The 18,715-nt window shown below is 70.6% G+C and carries 14 protein-coding genes; 3 read left to right on the top strand and 11 right to left on the bottom strand.

The features are described 5' to 3' along the window. From QC818_RS02130 to QC818_RS02090, 9 genes are all read right to left on the bottom strand, one after another. Positions 1 to 1,987, bottom strand: a 1,987-nt coding sequence (locus QC818_RS02130) for a DUF5801 repeats-in-toxin domain-containing protein (RefSeq protein ID WP_309651179.1), incomplete at its 3' end; no start/stop codon positions are given. Between the two features lie 129 nt (positions 1,988 to 2,116). Next, the gene (locus tag QC818_RS02125; RefSeq protein WP_309651178.1) at positions 2,117 to 3,427 is read right to left on the bottom strand and encodes an HlyD family type I secretion periplasmic adaptor subunit; all 1,311 of its coding nucleotides are present in this window, start codon (positions 3,425 to 3,427) and stop codon (positions 2,117 to 2,119) included. Between the two features lie 55 nt (positions 3,428 to 3,482). Next, positions 3,483 to 5,282 (bottom strand): type I secretion system permease/ATPase, encoded by a 1,800-nt coding sequence (locus QC818_RS02120; protein WP_309651177.1) that lies wholly within the window; start codon positions 5,280 to 5,282, stop codon positions 3,483 to 3,485. Between the two features lie 514 nt (positions 5,283 to 5,796). Then, the gene (locus QC818_RS02115; RefSeq protein WP_309651176.1) at positions 5,797 to 6,738 is read right to left on the bottom strand and encodes a flagellar motor protein MotB; all 942 of its coding nucleotides are present in this window, start codon (positions 6,736 to 6,738) and stop codon (positions 5,797 to 5,799) included. A gap of 187 nt (positions 6,739 to 6,925) precedes the next feature. Further along, positions 6,926 to 8,191: a serine hydroxymethyltransferase gene (glyA, locus tag QC818_RS02110; protein WP_309651175.1), complete on the bottom strand. Its 1,266-nt coding sequence runs from the start codon at positions 8,189 to 8,191 to the stop codon at positions 6,926 to 6,928. A 152-nt stretch (positions 8,192 to 8,343) separates the two neighbouring features. Further along, entirely contained in the window at positions 8,344 to 9,765 is a 1,422-nt protein-coding gene (locus tag QC818_RS02105; protein ID WP_309651174.1) for a hypothetical protein, read from the bottom strand. Between the two features lie 55 nt (positions 9,766 to 9,820). Continuing rightward, the gene (locus tag QC818_RS02100; protein ID WP_309651173.1) at positions 9,821 to 11,239 is read right to left on the bottom strand and encodes a polyphosphate kinase; all 1,419 of its coding nucleotides are present in this window, start codon (positions 11,237 to 11,239) and stop codon (positions 9,821 to 9,823) included. Between the two features lie 40 nt (positions 11,240 to 11,279). Beyond that, positions 11,280 to 13,859 carry an ABC transporter permease gene (locus tag QC818_RS02095; protein ID WP_309651172.1) on the bottom strand — a complete coding sequence of 860 codons (2,580 nt, stop codon included), beginning with the start codon at positions 13,857 to 13,859 and terminating at the stop codon, positions 11,280 to 11,282. Continuing rightward, complete coding sequence (locus QC818_RS02090) at positions 13,856 to 14,572, bottom strand: ABC transporter ATP-binding protein (RefSeq protein ID WP_309651171.1); 717 nt, start codon at positions 14,570 to 14,572, stop codon at positions 13,856 to 13,858. The genes QC818_RS02095 and QC818_RS02090 overlap by 4 nt, the downstream gene beginning before the upstream one ends. Here QC818_RS02090 and QC818_RS02085 point away from each other — a divergent pair. Then, the gene (locus QC818_RS02085) at positions 14,571 to 15,242 is read left to right on the top strand and encodes an arylesterase (protein ID WP_309651170.1); all 672 of its coding nucleotides are present in this window, start codon (positions 14,571 to 14,573) and stop codon (positions 15,240 to 15,242) included. The two genes, QC818_RS02090 and QC818_RS02085, sit on opposite strands and share 2 nt — an antisense overlap. A 24-nt stretch (positions 15,243 to 15,266) precedes the next feature. Here QC818_RS02085 and QC818_RS02080 read toward each other — a convergent pair whose 3' ends face one another. Together QC818_RS02080 and QC818_RS02075 are read right to left on the bottom strand one after the other, a co-directional pair. Further along, positions 15,267 to 16,157: a DMT family transporter gene (locus QC818_RS02080; protein ID WP_309651169.1), complete on the bottom strand. Its 891-nt coding sequence runs from the start codon at positions 16,155 to 16,157 to the stop codon at positions 15,267 to 15,269. A gap of 231 nt (positions 16,158 to 16,388) precedes the next feature. Further along, a complete protein-coding gene (locus QC818_RS02075) occupies positions 16,389 to 16,658 on the bottom strand; it encodes an Rdx family protein (protein ID WP_309651168.1) in 270 nt (89 codons plus the stop codon). Between the two features lie 54 nt (positions 16,659 to 16,712). On the opposite strand from QC818_RS02075, the gene QC818_RS02070 reads away from it, so the two are divergent. Both QC818_RS02070 and QC818_RS02065 read left to right on the top strand, forming a co-directional pair. Then, entirely contained in the window at positions 16,713 to 18,026 is a 1,314-nt protein-coding gene (locus tag QC818_RS02070; protein ID WP_309651167.1) for an MFS transporter, read from the top strand. Between the two features lie 103 nt (positions 18,027 to 18,129). After that, on the top strand, positions 18,130 to 18,564 hold the full coding sequence (locus QC818_RS02065; protein WP_309651166.1) for a PAS domain-containing protein: 435 nt from the start codon (positions 18,130 to 18,132) through the stop codon (positions 18,562 to 18,564). Positions 18,565 to 18,715: the final 151 nt, after the last annotated feature.

Raw genomic sequence — 18,715 nt, 5'->3', positions numbered from 1 at the left:
TCTCGGTGCCGGTGAAGTTGCCATCCATCAACCCGCCATCGAAGGTCAGCCCGACCGGGTCGGTCCCGCTCAGCGTCACCGTCGGATCCCCCGGCCCGTCATCACCGAAGCGCACGTTGCCGCCGAGGTCGAGCGTCTCGGAGTTGACGCCGCTGGTGTCGCCCTCGCTGTCGGTGGTCTCGGCCGAGGCCACCAGCTCGACCAGCCCGTCGGCCAGCAGCTTCTCGTCGCTGATGTAGGCGCCGTCGTAGGTGTCGGTTGTGCCGTGGTCGATCACCCCGCTCTGGGTCTGCGTCAGCACGCCCGTGGTGCCGTTCAGCGCCAGGGTGAAGATCGTGTTGCCGGCCGCGACCGACCCCTCGTCCCCGGCGGTCGAGCCCGTGACCAGGGTGCCGTCGCCGTTGATGTAGAGGTTGATCGACTCCCCGCCCGAGGTCAGGCCCGAAGCGGTGCCTTCCGCCACCGCGAGCTGCAGCGCGTAGTCGATATCCGTCTGCCCGGCGCCGTCGGCCCCGAAGTCGTCCTGGTTGCCGATGGTGAAGGCCGCCGAGAAGTCGACCACCGCGACCGTCGGCGTGCTCTTGCTGGTGTCGTCGGCGCTCTCGGTGCCGGTGAAGTTGCCGCCGCTCAGCCCGCCGTCGAAGGTCAGCCCGACCGGGTCGGTCTCGCTCAGCGTCACCGTCGGATCGCCCGGGCCGTCGTCATCGAACGCCAGAGTGACGGCATCCGCATCGGTCTGCGTATTGACGTCGGCGATGGCAACGCCACCGAGGTTGAACCTGGCGTTGCCTTCTCCGGCGTTCTCCACCTTGACCCGGTTGTGGTCGCCCTCGGTCACGAAGGTGATGGTGTCATTCTCGTTGACGCCATAGACCACCACGGAGCCATCGGATTCAAGCGTGTAGTATTGAGATTTACTCGAATCCATGTCCAGCTCGGCCTCGACACCGGCGGCCGAGATGATGGAGACCGCCGAAATGGGGACCTCGATATCATCGGCGATGCCCGGGATGAAGCCTTCAGTGCCATCCGTGGAGCCGTCGCCCAATTCCTTTTCGGTGAACAGTGCAGTGAGATGCACCGTCGCGGTCGTGCTGCCGGGGCCCACCTTGACGATGGTCACCGAGGCTTCCGTTGCCGTCTGCAGCGAGGCGAACTGGATATTGGCGGGGTCGCTCGCCTCGGGTCCGGAAAGATCAGGGACGATGTAGCTGTCTTCCATGTCGTTCACATAGGTGACAACCAGTCCTTCCTCGGCGTTGATGTTGTTACTGTCGGCGGCGAGTGAGGTGGGCTCATTCCCGGATTGACTGCTGTTGACCTCCTCACCGAGGAAGCGGCCGGTCACCACGATCGCGACTCCGTCGGGATCGCCAAACGCCATGAAATCGTTGTGCCCCGAGGGAGCGCCCTCGAAGTCGAACTCTACGGTCTGACTCACGGTGGCAGTGACGAAGAGGCCGTCGAGCGAAACGCTATCGTCATGGTCCGTGTCGTCCCCATGCTCCTTCGGCAGATAGTCCAGGATATAGACGTCATGCGAGGCGCCGTCCGGTCCCTCCTCGCCTTCCACGATGACGGCGATAAAGGCGATATTCCCGGATTCCGTCGTGCCAATGAGGATATTGTCATTGTCCGGATCGGTGTTGAGCGTCACCGTTTCATAGTTCCCCGAATCAGGATCTAGCGCCTTGATCGGGTTTCCATCACCATCGAGTGCCGCCTGATCACTGACGGGACTTCCCTCCTCGTCCGAGGCCCAGCCGATGTTCGTCAGGCCCGGATCGGTGGTGATAAAGCCCGTCTTTCGCGCGAGATTGGCGGGTTTGGCGAAATCGTATTCGTCACCATCGGGAAACAGGGCTGCCAATTGCGCCGCCCAGTTATCCTCGACAGTGATTTCATCGTCCGTCACATCCGGACTTTCATCGACCGTGACCGTGCCCGGACTCGTGACTTGCAGGATATCTTCATCATGTTCTGACATGACCCACCTCCACTGGTGCCCAATCCATTGGAAGTGATCGCTCCCTGCGGGATTCGATTGATATCTCGGATTCGACCCACTCCCTGGTCCGGCGCCCCCGTAGACCCACACCCCACTCGGGATAGCCCCTCATTCCTCCCTGATGGCCCTGGCCAGCATGTCGGTGACCGGCTTGGCGATATAGCTCGCGAAGGTGCGGTCGCCGGTGCGGATCATCACCTCGGCCGGCATGCCGGAAAGCAGCTGCATCTGGTCGGTCATCTCCTGGCGGCCTTGCTCGGTCACCCTCAGGCGCACCCGGTAGAAGCGCACGCCGGTGGCCTCGTCCACCTGGCTGTCGGCGCTGACGAAGATCACCCGCGCCGCGATGACGTTGGTCGCGCGCCGGTTGAAGGCGGAGAAGCGGATCTCCGCCGGCTGGCCGATATGCAGCCGATCGATATCGTGGTCGGGCACCCTGGCCTCGACCAGGAAGTCGTCGTTGATCGGCACGATATCCAGCAGCGGATCGCCGGCGCGCACCACGTCGCCCACCGAGTTCACCCGGCGCTCCACCACGGTGCCCGCCACCGGGGCCATGACATGGGTACGGCCCAGCTGCTCGGTCAAGGCGATGATCCGCTCCTCGGCCTCGGTGACCCGGGTCTGGGTGTCACGCAGCCGCTCGCCGATCTCGCTTTGATACTGCTGCACCCGGATCTCGCGCTCGACGCGGCTCTCGCTGATACGGGAACTGATCCGGCCGATCTCGGCGCGGTGGCTGGCGACCTCGCTGGAGATCTCCAGCAGATTGCGCTCCAGCTCGCGCAGCCGCTGATTGCCGACCATCCCCTTGCGGAACAGGTTACGCAGATCGGCCACCTCGCCGCGCAGCGACGCCACACGGCGCTCGCCGAGCTGCACCATCTCTTCGAGCCCCTCGACCTGGCGCTGCAGCTGCACGGCCTGCTCGTCCAACGCTGTCAGGGTGCCTTGAAGCGAGTGCCGCCGCGCCCTGAACAACGCCTGCTGGACGGCCAGCACCTCGTCCACCCTCGGCAGACCGCTGTGGATGAGCGCATCGGGAAACGTCAGCGTTTCGTCGCCGCGCTGCTCCGCCAGCAGCCGCAGTTGGGTGGCCCGCCCGACCAGGTACTGGGTGCGCGCCACCTGGAGCCGGGTCCGCACGCGAGTGTCGTCGAGCACCACCAGCGGCTGCCCCGCCGCGACCTGGTCACCATCGGCGACCAGGATCTCGCTGACGATCCCGCCCTCGAGGTGCTGCACCGTCCGCCGGAAGCTCTCCACCGTCACATGGCCGGGCGCCACCACGGCCACCGCCAGGTTGGCGGTAAAGGCCCAGCCGCCGAAGCCGCCCAACGCCAACAGCAGCACCAGCATGCCGAGGCGCTGATAACGGCGATAGTCGACGGGAACGACGCGGTAGTCGCCTTCGAGCACCGAAGCGTCCTGGCCGCTGGGCTCAGAGTGTTGCGAGAGGGGCGCCACATTGCGCTCATTGGTCGTCTGCTGCATCGCGCTGCCCCCCCGTCGCACCCCGTCCCCTGCCAGGGTGCCCTCCCGGCACCGCCATCATCCTGCCCCTCGCCGCCTGAGCCACGGACGTCCGATGTGCCGACTTGCCGGCCAGGTGAGCCAACACCTCTTCGCGGGGGCCGAGCATCTGGACCTCCCCCGCCCTCATCACCAGCAGGGTATCCATCCCCTTGAGCACGCTGACCCGGTGGCTGATCACGAACAGGGTCACGCCCTCGCGCTTGAGGGCCACCATCGCCGCGCGCAGCGCGTGTTCGCCGCGATCGTCGAGGCTGGCGTTGGGCTCGTCGAGCACCACCAGCACGGGGGCGCCATAGAGCGCCCGGGCCAGGGCGATACGCTGACGCTGGCCACCGGACAGCCCGCCCCCTCCGGTCCCGATGACGGTGTCATACCCCTCGGGCATCGCCAGCACCATGTCATGCACGCCGGCCTTGCGTGCCGCGGCCACCACCATGTCGGAGTCCACGTCACCGAAACGGGCGATGTTCTCGGCGACAGTGCCTTCGAAGAGCTCGATATCCTGCGGCAGGTAGCCGATGAAGGGCCCCAGCTCCTCTCGATTCCAGCGGGTGATATCGGCACCATCGAGGCGCACGGTGCCGGACAATGGGGGCCAGATGCCCAGAATGACCCTGGCCAGGGTCGACTTGCCGGCCGCACTGGGGCCGACGACCCCGACATGCTCGCCGGCCTTCACCCCCAGCCGGATGGCCCGGAGGCTTGGCACCTGGCCGCCGGGAGGGGCCGCGGCGACGTCTTCGAGGCTGACGTCTCCCCGAGGGCTTGGCAGGGACATGCACGCCTCTTCCGCAGGGGTCGTCGTCAACAGCTCGTCGAGACGCCCATAGGCACCACGCGCGGACACAAACCCTTTCCAGGTACCGATCAAGCGATCGATGGGGGCCAGGGCACGTCCCATGAGAATGGCGCCGGCGATCATCATGCCCGGCGTCATCTCGGCGCTCAGCACCAACCAGGCGCCCAGGCCCAGGATCAATGACTGGGCCAGCAGGCGCAGCACCCGCGAGACACTGCTCAAGGCCTCCCCGCGGTCGTTGGCCCGGGACTGTTCGGACAGAAAGTGATGATGACGCCGTGACCAGCGCCCCAATATGCCCGGAAGCATGCCCATGGCATGCAGGACCTCGGCATTGCGCAGATTGGACGCCGCCAGTTCACGTGCCTTGATATGCTCCCGCTGAGCCGCGGACAGGAGCGAGTGCGTCACCTTTTCGCCGATCAGAGCCAGTGCCAGCAGCACGAGCCCCGCGATGGTGGCGAAGACCCCGAGCCAGACGTGAAAGAGGAACAATACGCCGAGATAGACCGGCACCCAGGGCGCATCGAAGAAGGCCAGCAGTCCATTGCCGGACAAGAACTGACGTAGAGTGGAGAGATCATCAAGCGGCTGGGACGACTGACGCCCCTCGACGAGTAAACTGCGGCGAAACATCGCCCGATAGAGTCGTTCGCTCAGCAGGGTGTCGAGCAGATTACCGATGCGCACCAGCACCCTCGAACGCACCAGTTCCAGCATTCCCATGACCGCGAAGAGGAAGATCACCAACAGGGTAAGCATTAATAGCGTCTCGCCACTCTGGGTCGAAAGCACCCTGTCGTAGACCTGCAGCATGTATATTGCCGGCACCAGCATCAGCAGGTTGATGAACAGGCTGAAGACGCCCACCGACACAAAACCACCCCGACATACGCGGAGCGCCCGCCCAAGGTCTTTCCATTCCTCCCGACTGGCCATCTTGATTCATCCGTTTGAGCCAGCGGCTCATATATGGAGCGAATGCAAAACACCATGATCAACCTTCTTCCCACGGTAGCCCGATAGTTGATCCTTAACCAGCCGGCCCGCAAAGCCAGAGCTTTATTAATGTTTAACCCTCTAAACTATAATTACAGAATAAAAAGACCTTCTCCCAAGGCATCAAACTTTCTTCTTATTCAGAAAAAACCTTACCCCAAGCCACTTGACCGCAATCCTGATTCCTCATGGCATGAGCCGCCCTCTAATAAGAATGCATGATTTACGTAGCCCCAAGACAACACACGCCATGCCAAAAAAATAATCAGCCAATACCACCTTAAACCTCAGACAGAGAGAGCCGTTAAAACTTAATCACAAGATGGTATAAGAATGGCGACGCCATCGTTCCCTTGAAAGCCGGGCGCATCGAATGACCACAGCATTTTGGGCACTGGGCATGCCATGACGCACCGTATCGGACCAGACGCATACTGGGCGGCTGGTAGCCGCCTCAGCGCGCCTGGATGACCACCTCGACGCGCCGGTTGCGGGCGCGCCCCTCGGCGGTGTCGTTTTCGGCCAGCGGCCGGGTGTCGGCCAGCCCCACGGCGCGCAGCCGCTGCGGCGCCACGCCGGCCTCGACCAGGGCCTCGACGATGGCGATGGCGCGGGCGCTGGACAGCGCCCAGTTGGAGGGAAAGCGCGGGGTCTGGATGGGCCGGTCGTCGGTGTGCCCCTGCACGGCGACCTCGCCGACGTGGCGGGCCACCACCTCGCGCAGGCGCTCCGCCACCAGGGCCCGGCCCTCGTCGGTGAGCTCGGCCTGGGCGGAGGGGAACAGCAGCCGATCCTCGACGCGCAGCCGTACGCCCTCCGGCACCCGCGAGACCTCGACGCCCTCCAGGTCCGGCAGGTAGGGCGCGGACGCCACTTCCTCGGCCACCTCTCGGGCCGCCAGGGTCAGGGTCGGCGCGGCGCCTTCGGGCACAGGCGCCATGCCCTCGGGCAGCCGGTCGGTGAGGATCACCATGTAGTCGGCGACGGGCCCCTCGGGCAGGCCGCCCTCAGGCAGCGCCAGCCGCGGCAGGGACGCGGCCGGCGCCGGGGACGGGGTGGCCCGGGCCAGCAATGCGGGCGGGGCGGGAACGGTATCCCGGGCCGGCAGCCCGGCCACGCCCAGGGCAGCCGAGACCGCCCCCGGGGCGAGCCCCGCCGCGGCCAGGCCCCGCGGCACGACCCGCTCGCCGCGACGCAGGGCCTCCGGCAGCGGCACGCCGAGCCTCGGCGGCCCCTCGACGGCCAAGGCGCCGGCGATGGCCTCGGGCTCGGGGGCGGCATCGAAGCGATCGGACAGCGCGATCATCAGCACGAACAGCGCCACCAGCAGGGTCATCACGTCGATGTAGCTGACCATCCAGGCCTGGCCGCTCTCGTCGTGATCGGCACTCGGCAACAGGGACTCGTGTCGCGACTTCCTTCGGTGTTCCAGCATCGGTCATCGGTCCTTCCGGCGAGGCGCCAAGCCTAGCCCGGGCGAGGGGTGCCCAAAGCGCCGAACAGGCCATGCTTCCGGGCGCTGAATGCAGGACGCCCCGCTCCGGGCCAGGCCGGAGCGGGGCGTCGCGAAGCGCCGCCGGGGATCAGCGATACACGGGGAAGCGGGCGCAGACGGCCTCGACCTGCGCCTTGACCTCGGCCTCGATGGCGGCGGTGTCCTCGCCCTTGGCCATGACGTCGAGGATGTCGCAGATCCAGCCGGCCAGGTCCCGGCACTCGGCCTCGCCGAAGCCGCGGGTGGTCACCGCCGGGGTGCCGATGCGCAGCCCGGAGGTCACGAAGGGGCTCTGCGGGTCGCCCGGCACGGCGTTCTTGTTGACGGTGATGTGGGCGCGGCCCAGGGCGGCGTCCGCGTCCTTGCCGGTCAGGCCCTGCTTGACCAGCGACAGCAGGAAGAGGTGATCCTCGGTGCCGCCGGAGACGATGTCGAAGCCGCGCTCGAGGAACACGCCGGCCATGACCTGGGCGTTCTTGACCACCTGCTGCTGGTAGGTCTTGAACTCGGGGTCCATGGCCTCCTTGAAGCACACCGCCTTGGCGGCGATGACGTGCTCCAGGGGGCCGCCCTGGCTGCCCGGGAAGACCGCGGACTGCAGCTTCTTCTCGATGTCGGCGTCGCCCTCGCTGGAGAGGATCAGGCCGCCACGGGGGCCGCGCAGGGTCTTGTGGGTGGTGGTGGTGACCACGTGGGCGTGGGGCAGCGGCGTCGGGTAGACCCCGGCGGCCACCAGGCCGGCGATGTGGGCCATGTCGACCAGCAGGTAGGCGCCGACCTCGTCGGCGATCTCGCGGAACCTGGCCCAGTCGATGATCTGGGAGTAGGCGGAGAAGCCGGCGATGATCATCTTCGGCCGGTGCTCGCGGGCCAGCTCGGCGACCTGGTCATAGTCGATGCGGCCGCTCTCGTCGATGCCGTACTGCACGGCATTGTAGTGCTTGCCGGAGAAGTTCGGGCGGGCGCCGTGGGTGAGGTGGCCGCCGGCGTCGAGGCTCATGCCCAGCACGGTGTCGCCCGGCTTGACCAGGGCCTGGAAGACGGCGCCGTTGGCCTGGGAGCCGGAGTGCGGCTGGACGTTGGCATAGGAGGCGCCGAACAGCTCCTTGGCGTAGTCGATGGCCAGCTGCTCGACCACGTCGACGTACTCGCAGCCGCCGTAGTAGCGCTTGCCGGGATAGCCTTCCGCGTACTTGTTGGTCAGCTGGCTGCCCTGGGCCTCCATGACCCGGGGGCTGGCGTAGTTCTCGGAGGCGATCAGCTCGATGTGCGCCTCCTGACGCGCGCTTTCCTTCTGCATCGCGTCGAGCAGGGCATCATCGAAACCGGCAATCTGCATATCACGGCTGAACATCGGCGGAGAACCTCGCGTCACGGGAGAATCGAAGGCCGTCATGATACCCCAGCCCATGGCGGCTTTCACATGAAAGCCCGTCATGAAATGGGCCATCATTTCTCATCCGCGCTTCAGAAATCCTGAAGGCGAGGCCGGCCCGCCGGGCCGGCTCAGCGGGTCTCCACGCGCATCGACAGCTTGCCCGGCAGGGCCAGCGGGTCGGCGGCCAGCCCCGCCACCCCGCTCTCGGCGGGCAGGGTCAGGTTCACCTGCAGGGTCTCGGCCTGGCCGGCCATCAGGTCCACCAGGCCGTCGAGGATGGCGCCGATCTCCGGCCCCAGCATGGTCCCCATGCCCTTGGCCTGGGTGCGCGCCTGCTCGAGGAACTCGGCCTCGCCCACCCCGCGGCTGGCCGCCATCACTGCCGGCATGCGCGCGAACAGGCCGAGCTCGGCGAGGGTGGTCTCGATCTCGCCGCCGAGCAGGGTCACGCCCCGGAGGTCGTCCAGCTCGGCGAGGTAGGCGGCCGGATCGACGCCTTCCGGCAGACGCACCGGCAACTCCACGTCGAGGTCCCAGCGGAAGGCATCCTCGGCGCTGATGCGGCTGTCGCCGGTGAGCAGGGCCTTGCGGCCCAGGGCCTCCCAGCGGCCGTCGAAGGCGGCATCCAGGGTCAACCGGCCGCGGCCGTCGGTCAGCACGTTGCTGGCCAGGCGCAGCGGCGTGCGCTCCTCCGCCGGCGCCAGCTCGATCATCCGCGCCAGGTCGAGCTCCAGGGCCTCCAGGCGGACCCCGCCCTCGCCATCGCGCATGTCGCCGTCGACGGTCATGCGAGCGAGGTCGGCGACCAGCCGGTCGGCCTCGATGGCCAGGTCCTGGAGCTCCAGGCGCTCCAGGGTCGTCCGGTCGGGGGGGCCGTCGAGCTCGTCGAGCCCCTCGAGGCTCAGCGAGGCCAGCGAGAAGCTGCCCTCCCCGACCTCGTCCGGCCCCTCGCCTCGGCCCTCGATGCCCTGCATGGAGAGTCGACCGATGGCCTGGGGAGACAGGTCGCCGGCCGTCAGGTGCTCGACCGCGACGCGCCCACGCCCCGCCGGGCCGCCCGGCAGGCGCTTCTTGCCGTCGGCGGAGACCACGGCGGTGCCTTCCCCTCGGCCCTCCACGACCAGGCCGTCGACGGTCAGGTCGGCGGCCGTGAAACCCATCGCCAGGGGACGGCCCTCGGGCCACAGCAGGGCGGCCTCCGGGTCGCCGACGCGAACCCGCTCGGCCGTCAGCCGAAGGTCCTGCGGGTCGTCGTCCTCCAGGCTCAGGCCCTCGAGAATGACGGCATCGGGCGTCTCGTAGTCCCCCTCGACGACATAGCGCGCCACGCTCAGCCGCTCGCCGTCGGCGGCGACGAAGTGCAGGTCCTCGGCGGTGGCGCGATCGCCGAGCAGGCCGTCGGACACCTCGCCGAGGCTGAACTCACCTGGCATCCCGCCGAAGCGTTCGCGCAAGTCGGCCTCGAGGCGCTCGGCGTCGGCCTGGGCGGCGCCGGCGGCGAGCCCGAGGCAGGTGGCGAGCAGGGCGGCCCGGGTAGGGGTCATGGACATTGGGATCTCCTTGAAGGTCTGCGGGGACGGCCTGCCGGCGGCCGGGGCCGTCCGGTCAACGCGCCAGCCGGGCCTCCAGCAGCCGGTTGACGCGCTCCAGCACCGCCAGGCGGGCGCGGCGCTTGTCGTTGGCATCGATCAGCGCCCAGCCGCCGTCGACGCCATGAGTATGGACGAACATCTCGTCGATGGCCCGGCAGTAGTCGTCCCAGCGCTCGCGGTTGCGCCAGTCCTCCTCGGTGAGCTTGTGGCGCTTATGGGGCGTCTCGGCCCGGGCGTGGAAGCGACGCAGCTGCTCGTCCTTGTCGACGGCCAGGAACAGCTTGCCCAGCACCGCCCCGTGAGCCAGCAGCCGGGCCTCGAAGCGGCGGATCTCGTCGTAGGCGCGCCGCCAGTCCGCCGGCGCGGCCAGCCCCTCGACCCGCTCCACCAGCACGCGGCCGTACCAGGAGCGGTCGAAGATCGCCACGCGCCCGTCCAGCGGCAGCCGCCGCCAGAAGCGCCAGGCCCAGGGATGGGCCCGCTCCTCGTCGCTGGGCGCGCCGATGCGATGCACCCGATACTGGCGGGCATCCAGGGCCGAGGTCAGGCGATGGATGCAGCCGCCCTTGCCGGCGGCATCCTGGCCCTCGAAGGCCAGCACCACCGGGATGTCGCGGCGCTGGGCCTCACGGGCATTACCCGCCAGCCGCGCCTGTGCCTCGGCCAGGCGACGCCGGTAATCGGCCTTGTCCAGGGGCGGCGGCGCCGGGGCGGCCCGCGTCGCCAGGCGCGGCGGTTGCGAGCCGCCGGGCAGCGTCAGCGGCGGCGGCGCCTCGATCCGCGGCCGCGCCCCGACCATGGCCTCCACCAGGCGCTGCGCCACCGCCTTGGCCGGCGCCTGCCCGGGCCCGCCGGCCAGGCGCTGCCAGGGGGCGTGCTCGGCCTCGGTGGCCCCGCGCATCGCCTCGCCCAGCCGCGCCAGCTCGGCGTGCTGGAGGTGGCGCTGCCAGTCGTGCTCCTTGACCTGCCAGGCCCTCTCGGGGTCGCGCTGCAGCGCTTCCAGGTGGCGCCCCTGCTCGTCGCGGTCGATGTCCAGCCACAGCTTGACCAGGGCCACCCCCTCGGCGGCGAGCTCGGCCTCGAAGGCGCGGATCTCGGCCAGCCGGTCGCGAAAGGCCCCCTCGCCCATTCGCCGCTCGGCCCGGGCGAAGAGCGCATCGCCGTACCAGCCGTGGATGAAGACCCCGACCCGGCCCCTCGCCGGCAGGCGGCGCCAGTAGCGCCACCAGTAGGGACGAGCGCGCTCCTCGCTGCTCGGCGCCAGGGCATGGACCTCGGTGAGGCGGTTCTCGAGGCGATGGTTGAGCTCGTTGACCAGCGCCGACTTGCCGGTGGCGGCCTGGCCGGTGACCACCAGTACCACCGAGCGCGAGGCCTCCCGGGCCAGGGCCAGTTGGGCCTCGAGCAGGCGAAAGCGCAGCGATTCCTTCATGCGTCCTCTCCGATGCGGGTCCGTGATCGTGTTCGCGGGCTCAGGTCTCGCCCAGCAGCGCCAGGCTCTCCGCCGGCGCCCGGCGCCGCAGCCCCCGGGACAGCCACAGGCCGATGCCGCCCACCAGCACGGCCCCGGCCGCCGGCAGGCCCAGCCACAGCTCGGGGTGCCAGCGCGGCGTCAGCTCCAGCCAGCCGCCATAGAGGCCGGCCGCGGCGAGCTCCGCCAGCCCCGCGGCGAGCAGGCCGCTGGCCAGGCCCAGGAGGGCGTACTCGGCGCCCTGCACCCGGGCCAGCAGCCGGTTGCCGGCGCCGAAGACCCGCAGCAGCCCGGCCTCGTGGGCACGCACCGGCAGACTGGCGGTCAGCGCCGCGTGCAGCACGCTGACCCCGGCCAGCAGCACGAAGGCCAGCACCAGCTCCACGGCCCGGGTGACCCGGGCGAGCACCTCGCGGACCCGCTCGAGGATCGCCTCGACGTCGAGCAGGGTCACCCCCGGGAAGTCGCGCACCAGCCCCCGCAGGGCCTCGCGGTCGGCGCCGTCGAGGTGGAAGGCGGTGATATAGCTATGGCCGAAGCGCTCCAGCACCCCGGGCGGGAAGATCACGTAGAAGTTGGGCCGGAAGCTGTCCCAGTCCAGCTCGCGCAGGCTTTCGATCTCGCCGGTGATGGCGGCGCTGCCGATGGTGAAGGTCAGGGTGTCGCCGAGGGCCAGCCCCAGCCGCTCGGCCAGGCCGCTCTCCACCGAGATCGGCACCCGGGCGGCGCCCGGTCCGGCCTCGGCGGCCTCGACCCAGCCGCCGGCCGCGCCGCCCGCGCGGGGGGCGAACCACTCGCCGGCCACCAGGCGGTTGCCCTCGGGCAGGCTCGCCCGCCAGGTCAGGTTGAGCTCGCGGCGCAGGGCGTTGTCGCCGCGGGCCTCCTCGGGCACCGCCTGGCGGGGCGGCCGGCCGTCGATGGCGGTCAGCCGCCCGCGGACCATGGGATAGAGGGCGCTGCGCGAGGCGGCGGCCTCGCCCAGGGCCGCCTCGAAGGCGTCGCGCTCGCCGGGCTGGATGTTGATGGCGAAGTGGTTGGGGGTGTCCGCGGGCAACTGATCCCGCCAGGCGTCGACCAGGTCGCCGCGCACCAGGGCGATCATCGCCATGGCGAACAGCGCCACCGAGAAGGCCAGCAGCTGGCCCAGGCTGGTGGCGCGGCGCCGGGCCAGCTGGCGGCCGCCCAGGCGCAGGGCCTGCAGCGGGCCGGCGTCGTCGCGACGGGGCAGCCGCGCGCAGAGCGCCAGCAGGCCGGCGAGCAGTACTCCGCCCAGCCCCCACAGCAGCCCTCCCGCCAGGGCGCCACCGACCAGCAATACCAGCGACAGGCCGGGATCCCCGGAGTACAGCCACAGCAGGGCGCCGAACACCAGGCCGGCCACGCCCACCACCAGCCAGGCGGAGGCCGGCAGCGGGTCCAGCTCCCGGCGCAGCACCTTCAGGGCGCTGACCCGCCGCAGGCGCAGCAGGGTCGGGCCCGCGAAGCCGGCCAGCACGGCCAGGGCGGTGAGCACGCCCAGCACCAGCGGCGCCGGCCCCGGCGGCGGCAGCTCCACCGCCACCAGGGCGCCGAGCAGCGCCAGCAGCGCGGCCTGGCCGGCCAGCCCCAGCAGCGCGCCCAGCGCCGAGGCCGCCAGCGCCAGCCACAGCAGCTGCAGGGCGAACAGCCGCACCAGCTCCGCCTGGCGGGCGCCGAAGCAGCGCAGCAGGGCCGCGGTGTCCAGGTGGCGCTCCACGTAGCGCCGGGTGGCCATGGCCACCGCCACCCCGGCCAGCAGCACCGCGGCCAGCCCCGCCAGGCTCAGGTAGCGGTCGGCGCGCGCCAGGGCGCTGCCCAGTCGGGGGCGGTCGCGGCGCACGTCGCGGACCTCCACGCCCGCCGCGCGCAGCCGTTCGAGCCGGGGCATGACGCGCTCCACGGCCGCGGCGGGCCCGGCGGCGAGCAGCTCGTACTCGATGCGCGAGCCGGGCTGCACCAGGCCGGTGGCGGCGAGGTCGTCGAGGTGTATCATCAGCCGCGGATTGAAGCTGCCGAAGCCCGCCGAGGGGTCGGCCTCGCGCTCGATCACCCCGCCCACCTCGAGCTCCGCCCGGCCCAGGCGCAGGGTGTCGCCGGTCTCCAGGTTGAGCAGCAGCGCCAGCCGCGGGGCGATCCATGCCGTGCCCCGGGCGGGGCCGCTGGCCAGGGCCTCGCGGCCCGCGCCGCGATCGACCAGCGACTCGCCGTAGTGGGGATAGGCGTCGTCCACCGCCTTGACGCTGACCGGCTGGAAGGCCTCGCCGTGGCGGACCATGGAGACCATGTCCACCTGGTCGGAGAGCGCCAGCCCGGCCTCCTCCAGCGCGGCGCGCAGCTCGGCCTCGAAGGGCCGCGACTGCTCCAGGACGACGTCGCCGCCCAGCAGCTGCCCGGCCTGGCGAGTCAGGCCGCGCTCCAGGCGATCGAGGAAGAAGCCGATCATGGTGGCGGCGGCCACCGCCAGGGTCAGCGCCAGGAAGAGCGCGCGCACGTCCCCGGCCCTCAGGTCGCGCCGCAGGCCCCGCCAGGACAGCCGCAGCGCGTGCAGATGGCGGCCCCTCATGCCCCGAGCTCCTCGGGCTCGGCCTCCCGCATCCTCCCCTCGACGAGTTCCAGGCAGCGGTCGCAGCGGCGGGCCAGGGCCCGGTCGTGGGTGACCAGCACCAGGGTGGTGCCGGCCTCGCGGTTCAGCGCGAAGAGGGTATCGATGACCCGCTCGCCGGTGGCCGGATCCAGGTTGCCGGTGGGCTCGTCGGCGAACACCAGCTCGGCGCCGGTGACGAAGGCTCGGGCCAGGGCGACGCGCTGCTGCTCGCCGCCGGAGAGCTGCTTGGGCAGGTGGTCGAGGCGTTCGCCGAGCCCCACCCGGGCCAGCCAGTCGCGGGCCCGGGCCTCGGCATCGGCCCCCGGGGCGAGCTCGAGGGGCAGCAGGACGTTCTCCAGGGCGGTCAGGGTGGGCAGCAGCTGGAAGTTCTGGAACACGAAGCCGACGCGGCCGGCGCGCAGGGCGGCGCGGCCGTCCTCGTCCAGCGCGCCCAGCGGCTCGCCGAACAGCGCCAGCTCGCCGGAGGTCGGGGCGTCCAGGCCGGCCAGCAGGCCCAGCAGGGTCGACTTGCCCGCCCCGCTCTGGCCGAGGATGGCCAGGGATTCGCCGGGGAACACCTCGAGGTCGAGTGCGTTCAGAATGGTCAGCGAGCGGTCGCCGCTCTCCACCCGCTTGGTCAGGTGGGCGGCGCGCAGCAACGGTCTACGAGAGCTTGGCAAGGAGTCGGACATGAGAAAGCGCATCCCTGTTGGTCGCGGCGGCGTCGCCGTCATCCTCTGCTGGGCGCTGCTGTGGCTGCTGGCGGCGGCCCCGGCGGGGGCGGCCGAACGCCCGGTGGTGCTGGTGATGGGAGACAGCCTGAGCGCCGCCTACGGCATCGAGCGCGAGGCCGGCTGGGTGCACCTGCTGGCCGAGCGCCTGGACGGCGCGGCTCGGGTGGTCAATGCCAGCATCAGCGGCGAGACCAGCGGCGGCGGCGCGGCGCGACTCCCCGCGCTGCTCCGACAGCATGCCCCGGATATCGTTCTGTTGGAACTGGGCGGCAACGATGGCCTGCGCGGCCTGCCGCCGGGGCAGCTGCACGCCAACCTGGCGGCGATGATCGAGGCCAGCCGGGGCGCCGGTGCCGAGGTGCTGCTGCTGGGTATCGACATCCCCCCCAACTACGGCCCGGCCTATCGCGACGCCTTCACCGGCGTGTTCCGCGAGCTCGCCGAGCGCCATGCGGTGCCGCTGGTGCCCTTCCTGCTGGAGGGGGTGGCCCTGAACGACGCCCTGATGCAGGCCGACGGCATCCACCCCAAGGCCGCGGCCCAGCCGGCCCTGCTCGACAACGTCTGGCCGGCGCTGGCGCCCCTGCTGGAGGCGGAAGGCGTGGCGCTCGCCGCCCGTGGGGAATGACGCCAGCCCCGGGGAAACGCGCGCTCAGGCGTCGGCGGGGGCCGCCGGGGCCTTCTGCCACTGCTGCAGGCCCAGCCCGCCGAGGATCAGCACCAGCCCCACCAGGGTCGAGGGCAGGATCGGCTCGCCGACGACGAAGTGGAGCAGCAGCAGCGAGACCGGCGGCGACAGGAAGATCAGGTTGGAGACCTTGGCGGTGCGCGACACCGAGCTCACCGCCAGCTGCCAGAGCACGAAGGCGATGCCCATCTCGAACAGGCCCACGTAGACGCCCGCGGCCAGCCCGGTGGCGCCGTGCCACTGCAGGCCCGGGCCGGCCAGCAGCAGGACCGTGAGCACCGGGACCCCGACCGAGAAGTTCTGCCACTGGGCGACCAGCGGCGAGCGGCGATCGCGCACGTTGAGCAGCCAGTACAGCGCCCAGATCAGCGTCGAGACCAGCGCCAGGCCCACGCCCAGCGGATCGGCGAAGGCCACGTCGAACACCGCGCCGCGGGTGGCGATCACCCAGACGCCGGCATAGGCGACCAGGCCGGCCACCACGTCCATCGGCGTGAGCCGCTGACCGAGGATCGGCACCGCCAGGAAGGCCATGGCCAGCGCCCAGGTGTAGTTGAGCGCCATGGCCTCCTGGCCGGGCAGGCGGTCGTAGGCGGCGAACAGCACCAGGTAGTAGGCCACCGGGTTCATCAGCCCGGCCCAGGCGGCGGTGCGCCAGCCCCGGCCCAGCGCCTCCGCGACCTGCCCGCGCCGGACCACCAGCACACCGATCACCGCCCAGGACACCAGCGAGGCGATCCACATCAGCTCCAGCGGGGTCATATGGGCGAGCGCCACCTTGAAGGCGGTGGCTACCGTGGACCAGAGCCCGACGGCGCCCAGGCCGTAGAGCATGGCGCGACGATCCGCTGTCATGACAACTCCCTGTAGATTGTTGGCTTCGGGCTTCGGGCTTCGGGCTTCGGGCTTCGGGCTTCGGGCTTCGGCTTCGGGCTTCGGGCTGCGGGCTGCGGGCTGCGGGCCGCGAGCCTCACACCTCACACCTCACACCTCACACCTCACACCTCACACCTCACACCTCACACCTCGCCCCTCGCCCCTCGCCCCTCGAGCCTCGACCCTCGACCCTCGACCCTCGAGTCCGAATTATCGATCGATATGGCCGAGATCGCGGCCGGGATCCAGCCGGTCGCGCACCCGCTGCTTGAGCGCCTTGACGTCGGGGAAGCCGCCGTCGCGCTTGCGCTCCCAGAGGCTCTCGTCGTCGCAGAAGATCTCGAAGTAACCGCCGTGGGAGGGCACCAGGGCGACCTCCTCCAGGTCCTCGCCGAAGGTGGAGAGCAGCTCCTGGGCGTACCAGGCGCTGCGCAGCAGCCAGTGGCACTGGGTACAGTAGTGGATGCGAATACGTGACACGGCGTCCTTCCTGTCGCAACAATTAGGCCCTCATCCTACCAGCGAGGAGCGACCATGGCCGCCCCCGAGATCAGCCAGACCCGCCTCTACGAGTGGCTGACCGGCGACGAGGACAGCCGGATGTGCCGCGACATCCCCGACGCGGCCTGCCGGGAGCAGCCGCGCAACTTCTTCCTGCACCTGGCGGCGTCGCTGGGCAACAAGCTCGCCGACGAGCTGGCAAGCGCCCGCCTGGTGCTGCCCTGGCTGCTGGGGGCGATCGGCGCCCCGGTATGGATGGTCGGCCTGCTGGTGCCGATCCGCGAGGCCGGCGCCCTGCTGCCCCAGCTGTTCGTCGCCGGGCTGATCCGCCGGCGCCCCGAGCGCAAGGGCGTATGGGTGGTGGGCGGCGCGATCCAGGCCCTGGCCGCGGCGGCCCTGGCCCTGCTGGCGCTGTTCGGCGCCGGCGGGGTCGGCGGTGGCCTGGTGCTCGCCGCGCTGGTGGCGCTGTCGCTGGCCCGGGGGCTGTCGTCGATCGCCACCAAGGACGTGCTGGGCAAGACCATCGCCAAGCGGCGCCGCGGCACCCTGATGGGCTGGAGCGGCAGCCTGGCCGGCGCCGCGACCCTGGCCGCCGGGGTGGTGCTGGTGCTCGTCGACGACCGCCCGGGCGAGCTCGCCCTGGCCGCCCTGCTGGGGATCGCCGCCCTGGGCTGGGCGCTCAACGCCGCCTGCGCCGCACGCCTCGCCGAGGCGCCCGGCGCCGTGGAGGGCGGCGACAGCGTCCTGTCGGCCCTGCGCACCGGCCTGCGCCTGCTGCGCGACGACCGCGCCTTCCGCGACTTCAGCCTGACGCGGGCCCTGCTGCTGTCCAGCGCCCTGGCCCTGCCCTACCTGGCCCTGCTCGGCCAGCGCCAGGCCGGCGACCAGCTGGGCGGCCTGGGCGTGCTGGTGATCGTCTCCGGCGTCGCCGGCATGCTGGCCAGCCCCGCCTGGGGCAAGCGCGCCGATGCCTCCAGCCGCCGCGTGATGGGCCATGCCGCCCTGGGCACCGCGGCCTGCTGCCTGCTGGGCGCGCTGGTCGCCTGGTGGCCGGGGGACGCCGCGATGGGCGTCTGGCCCCATGCCCTGCTCTACGGCCTGCTGGTGATCGTGCATGCCGGGGCCCGCCTGGGCCGCAAGACCTATGTCGTCGACCTCGCCGGCGCCGAGGACCGGGCCCTCTACGTGGCCCTCTCCAACACCCTGACCGGGGTGCTGATGCTGCTGGTCGGGGGCCTGGCCGGCGCCCTGGCCCAGTGGTTCGGGCCCGGGGCGCTGCTGCTGGCGCTGGCCGGCACGGCGCTCGCCGCGGCGGCCAGCGCCCGACGCCTGCCCGAGGTCGAGTGAGACACCGGGCGTTGAAATCCTGCGCCCGGCTGGCCATGATATTTCGCAATGGGTACCGACGAGGGAGCGGCACCCGCAAAGCCTTCGCGACAGGAACGCCTCGATGAAACGTCCCCCCCTGATCAGTCCCGACCTCCTCGAACGCATGGTCGATGCCTCCGAGGACGGCATCGTCGTCGCCGAGCAGGAGGGCGACGAGAACATCCTGATCTACGTCAACCAGGGTTTCGAGCGCCTGACCGGCTACAGCGCCGACGAGATCCTGTATCGCGACTGTCGCTTCCTGCAGAACGAGGACCGCGACCAGCCGGGCCTGGCGACGATCCGCAAGGCGCTCGCCGAGGGCCGCCCCTGCCGCGAGGTGCTGCGCAACTACAAGAAGGACGGCACCCTCTTCTACAACGAGCTGTCGATCACCCCGGTCTACGACGAGCACGACAACCTCACCTACTACATCGGCGTGCAGAAGGATGTCACCGAGCGGGTCGAGGCCCAGCAGGAGCTGGCCCGCCTGAAGGCCGAGCACGGCCTGTCCTGAGCCTGGGCCGACGCTCCCGCGCCCTCGCCGCCCGGCACGGGCGGCGCCCGGTCGGACGGGGGCCGGCCCGCCCCTGGATGCCGCCCGGCCCTGGCCTTTCCCCCTCCCGGCCTCTATCATCGTGGCCCATCGATTCCTCCGATTCCGAACC

It is taken from the genome of Halomonas koreensis (genome assembly GCF_031451675.1).
Lineage (GTDB): Bacteria > Pseudomonadota > Gammaproteobacteria > Pseudomonadales > Halomonadaceae > Halomonas > Halomonas koreensis.
The sequence above is the reverse complement of the archived record's forward strand: the minus strand, read 5'-3'. Positions and strand labels throughout refer to the sequence as shown.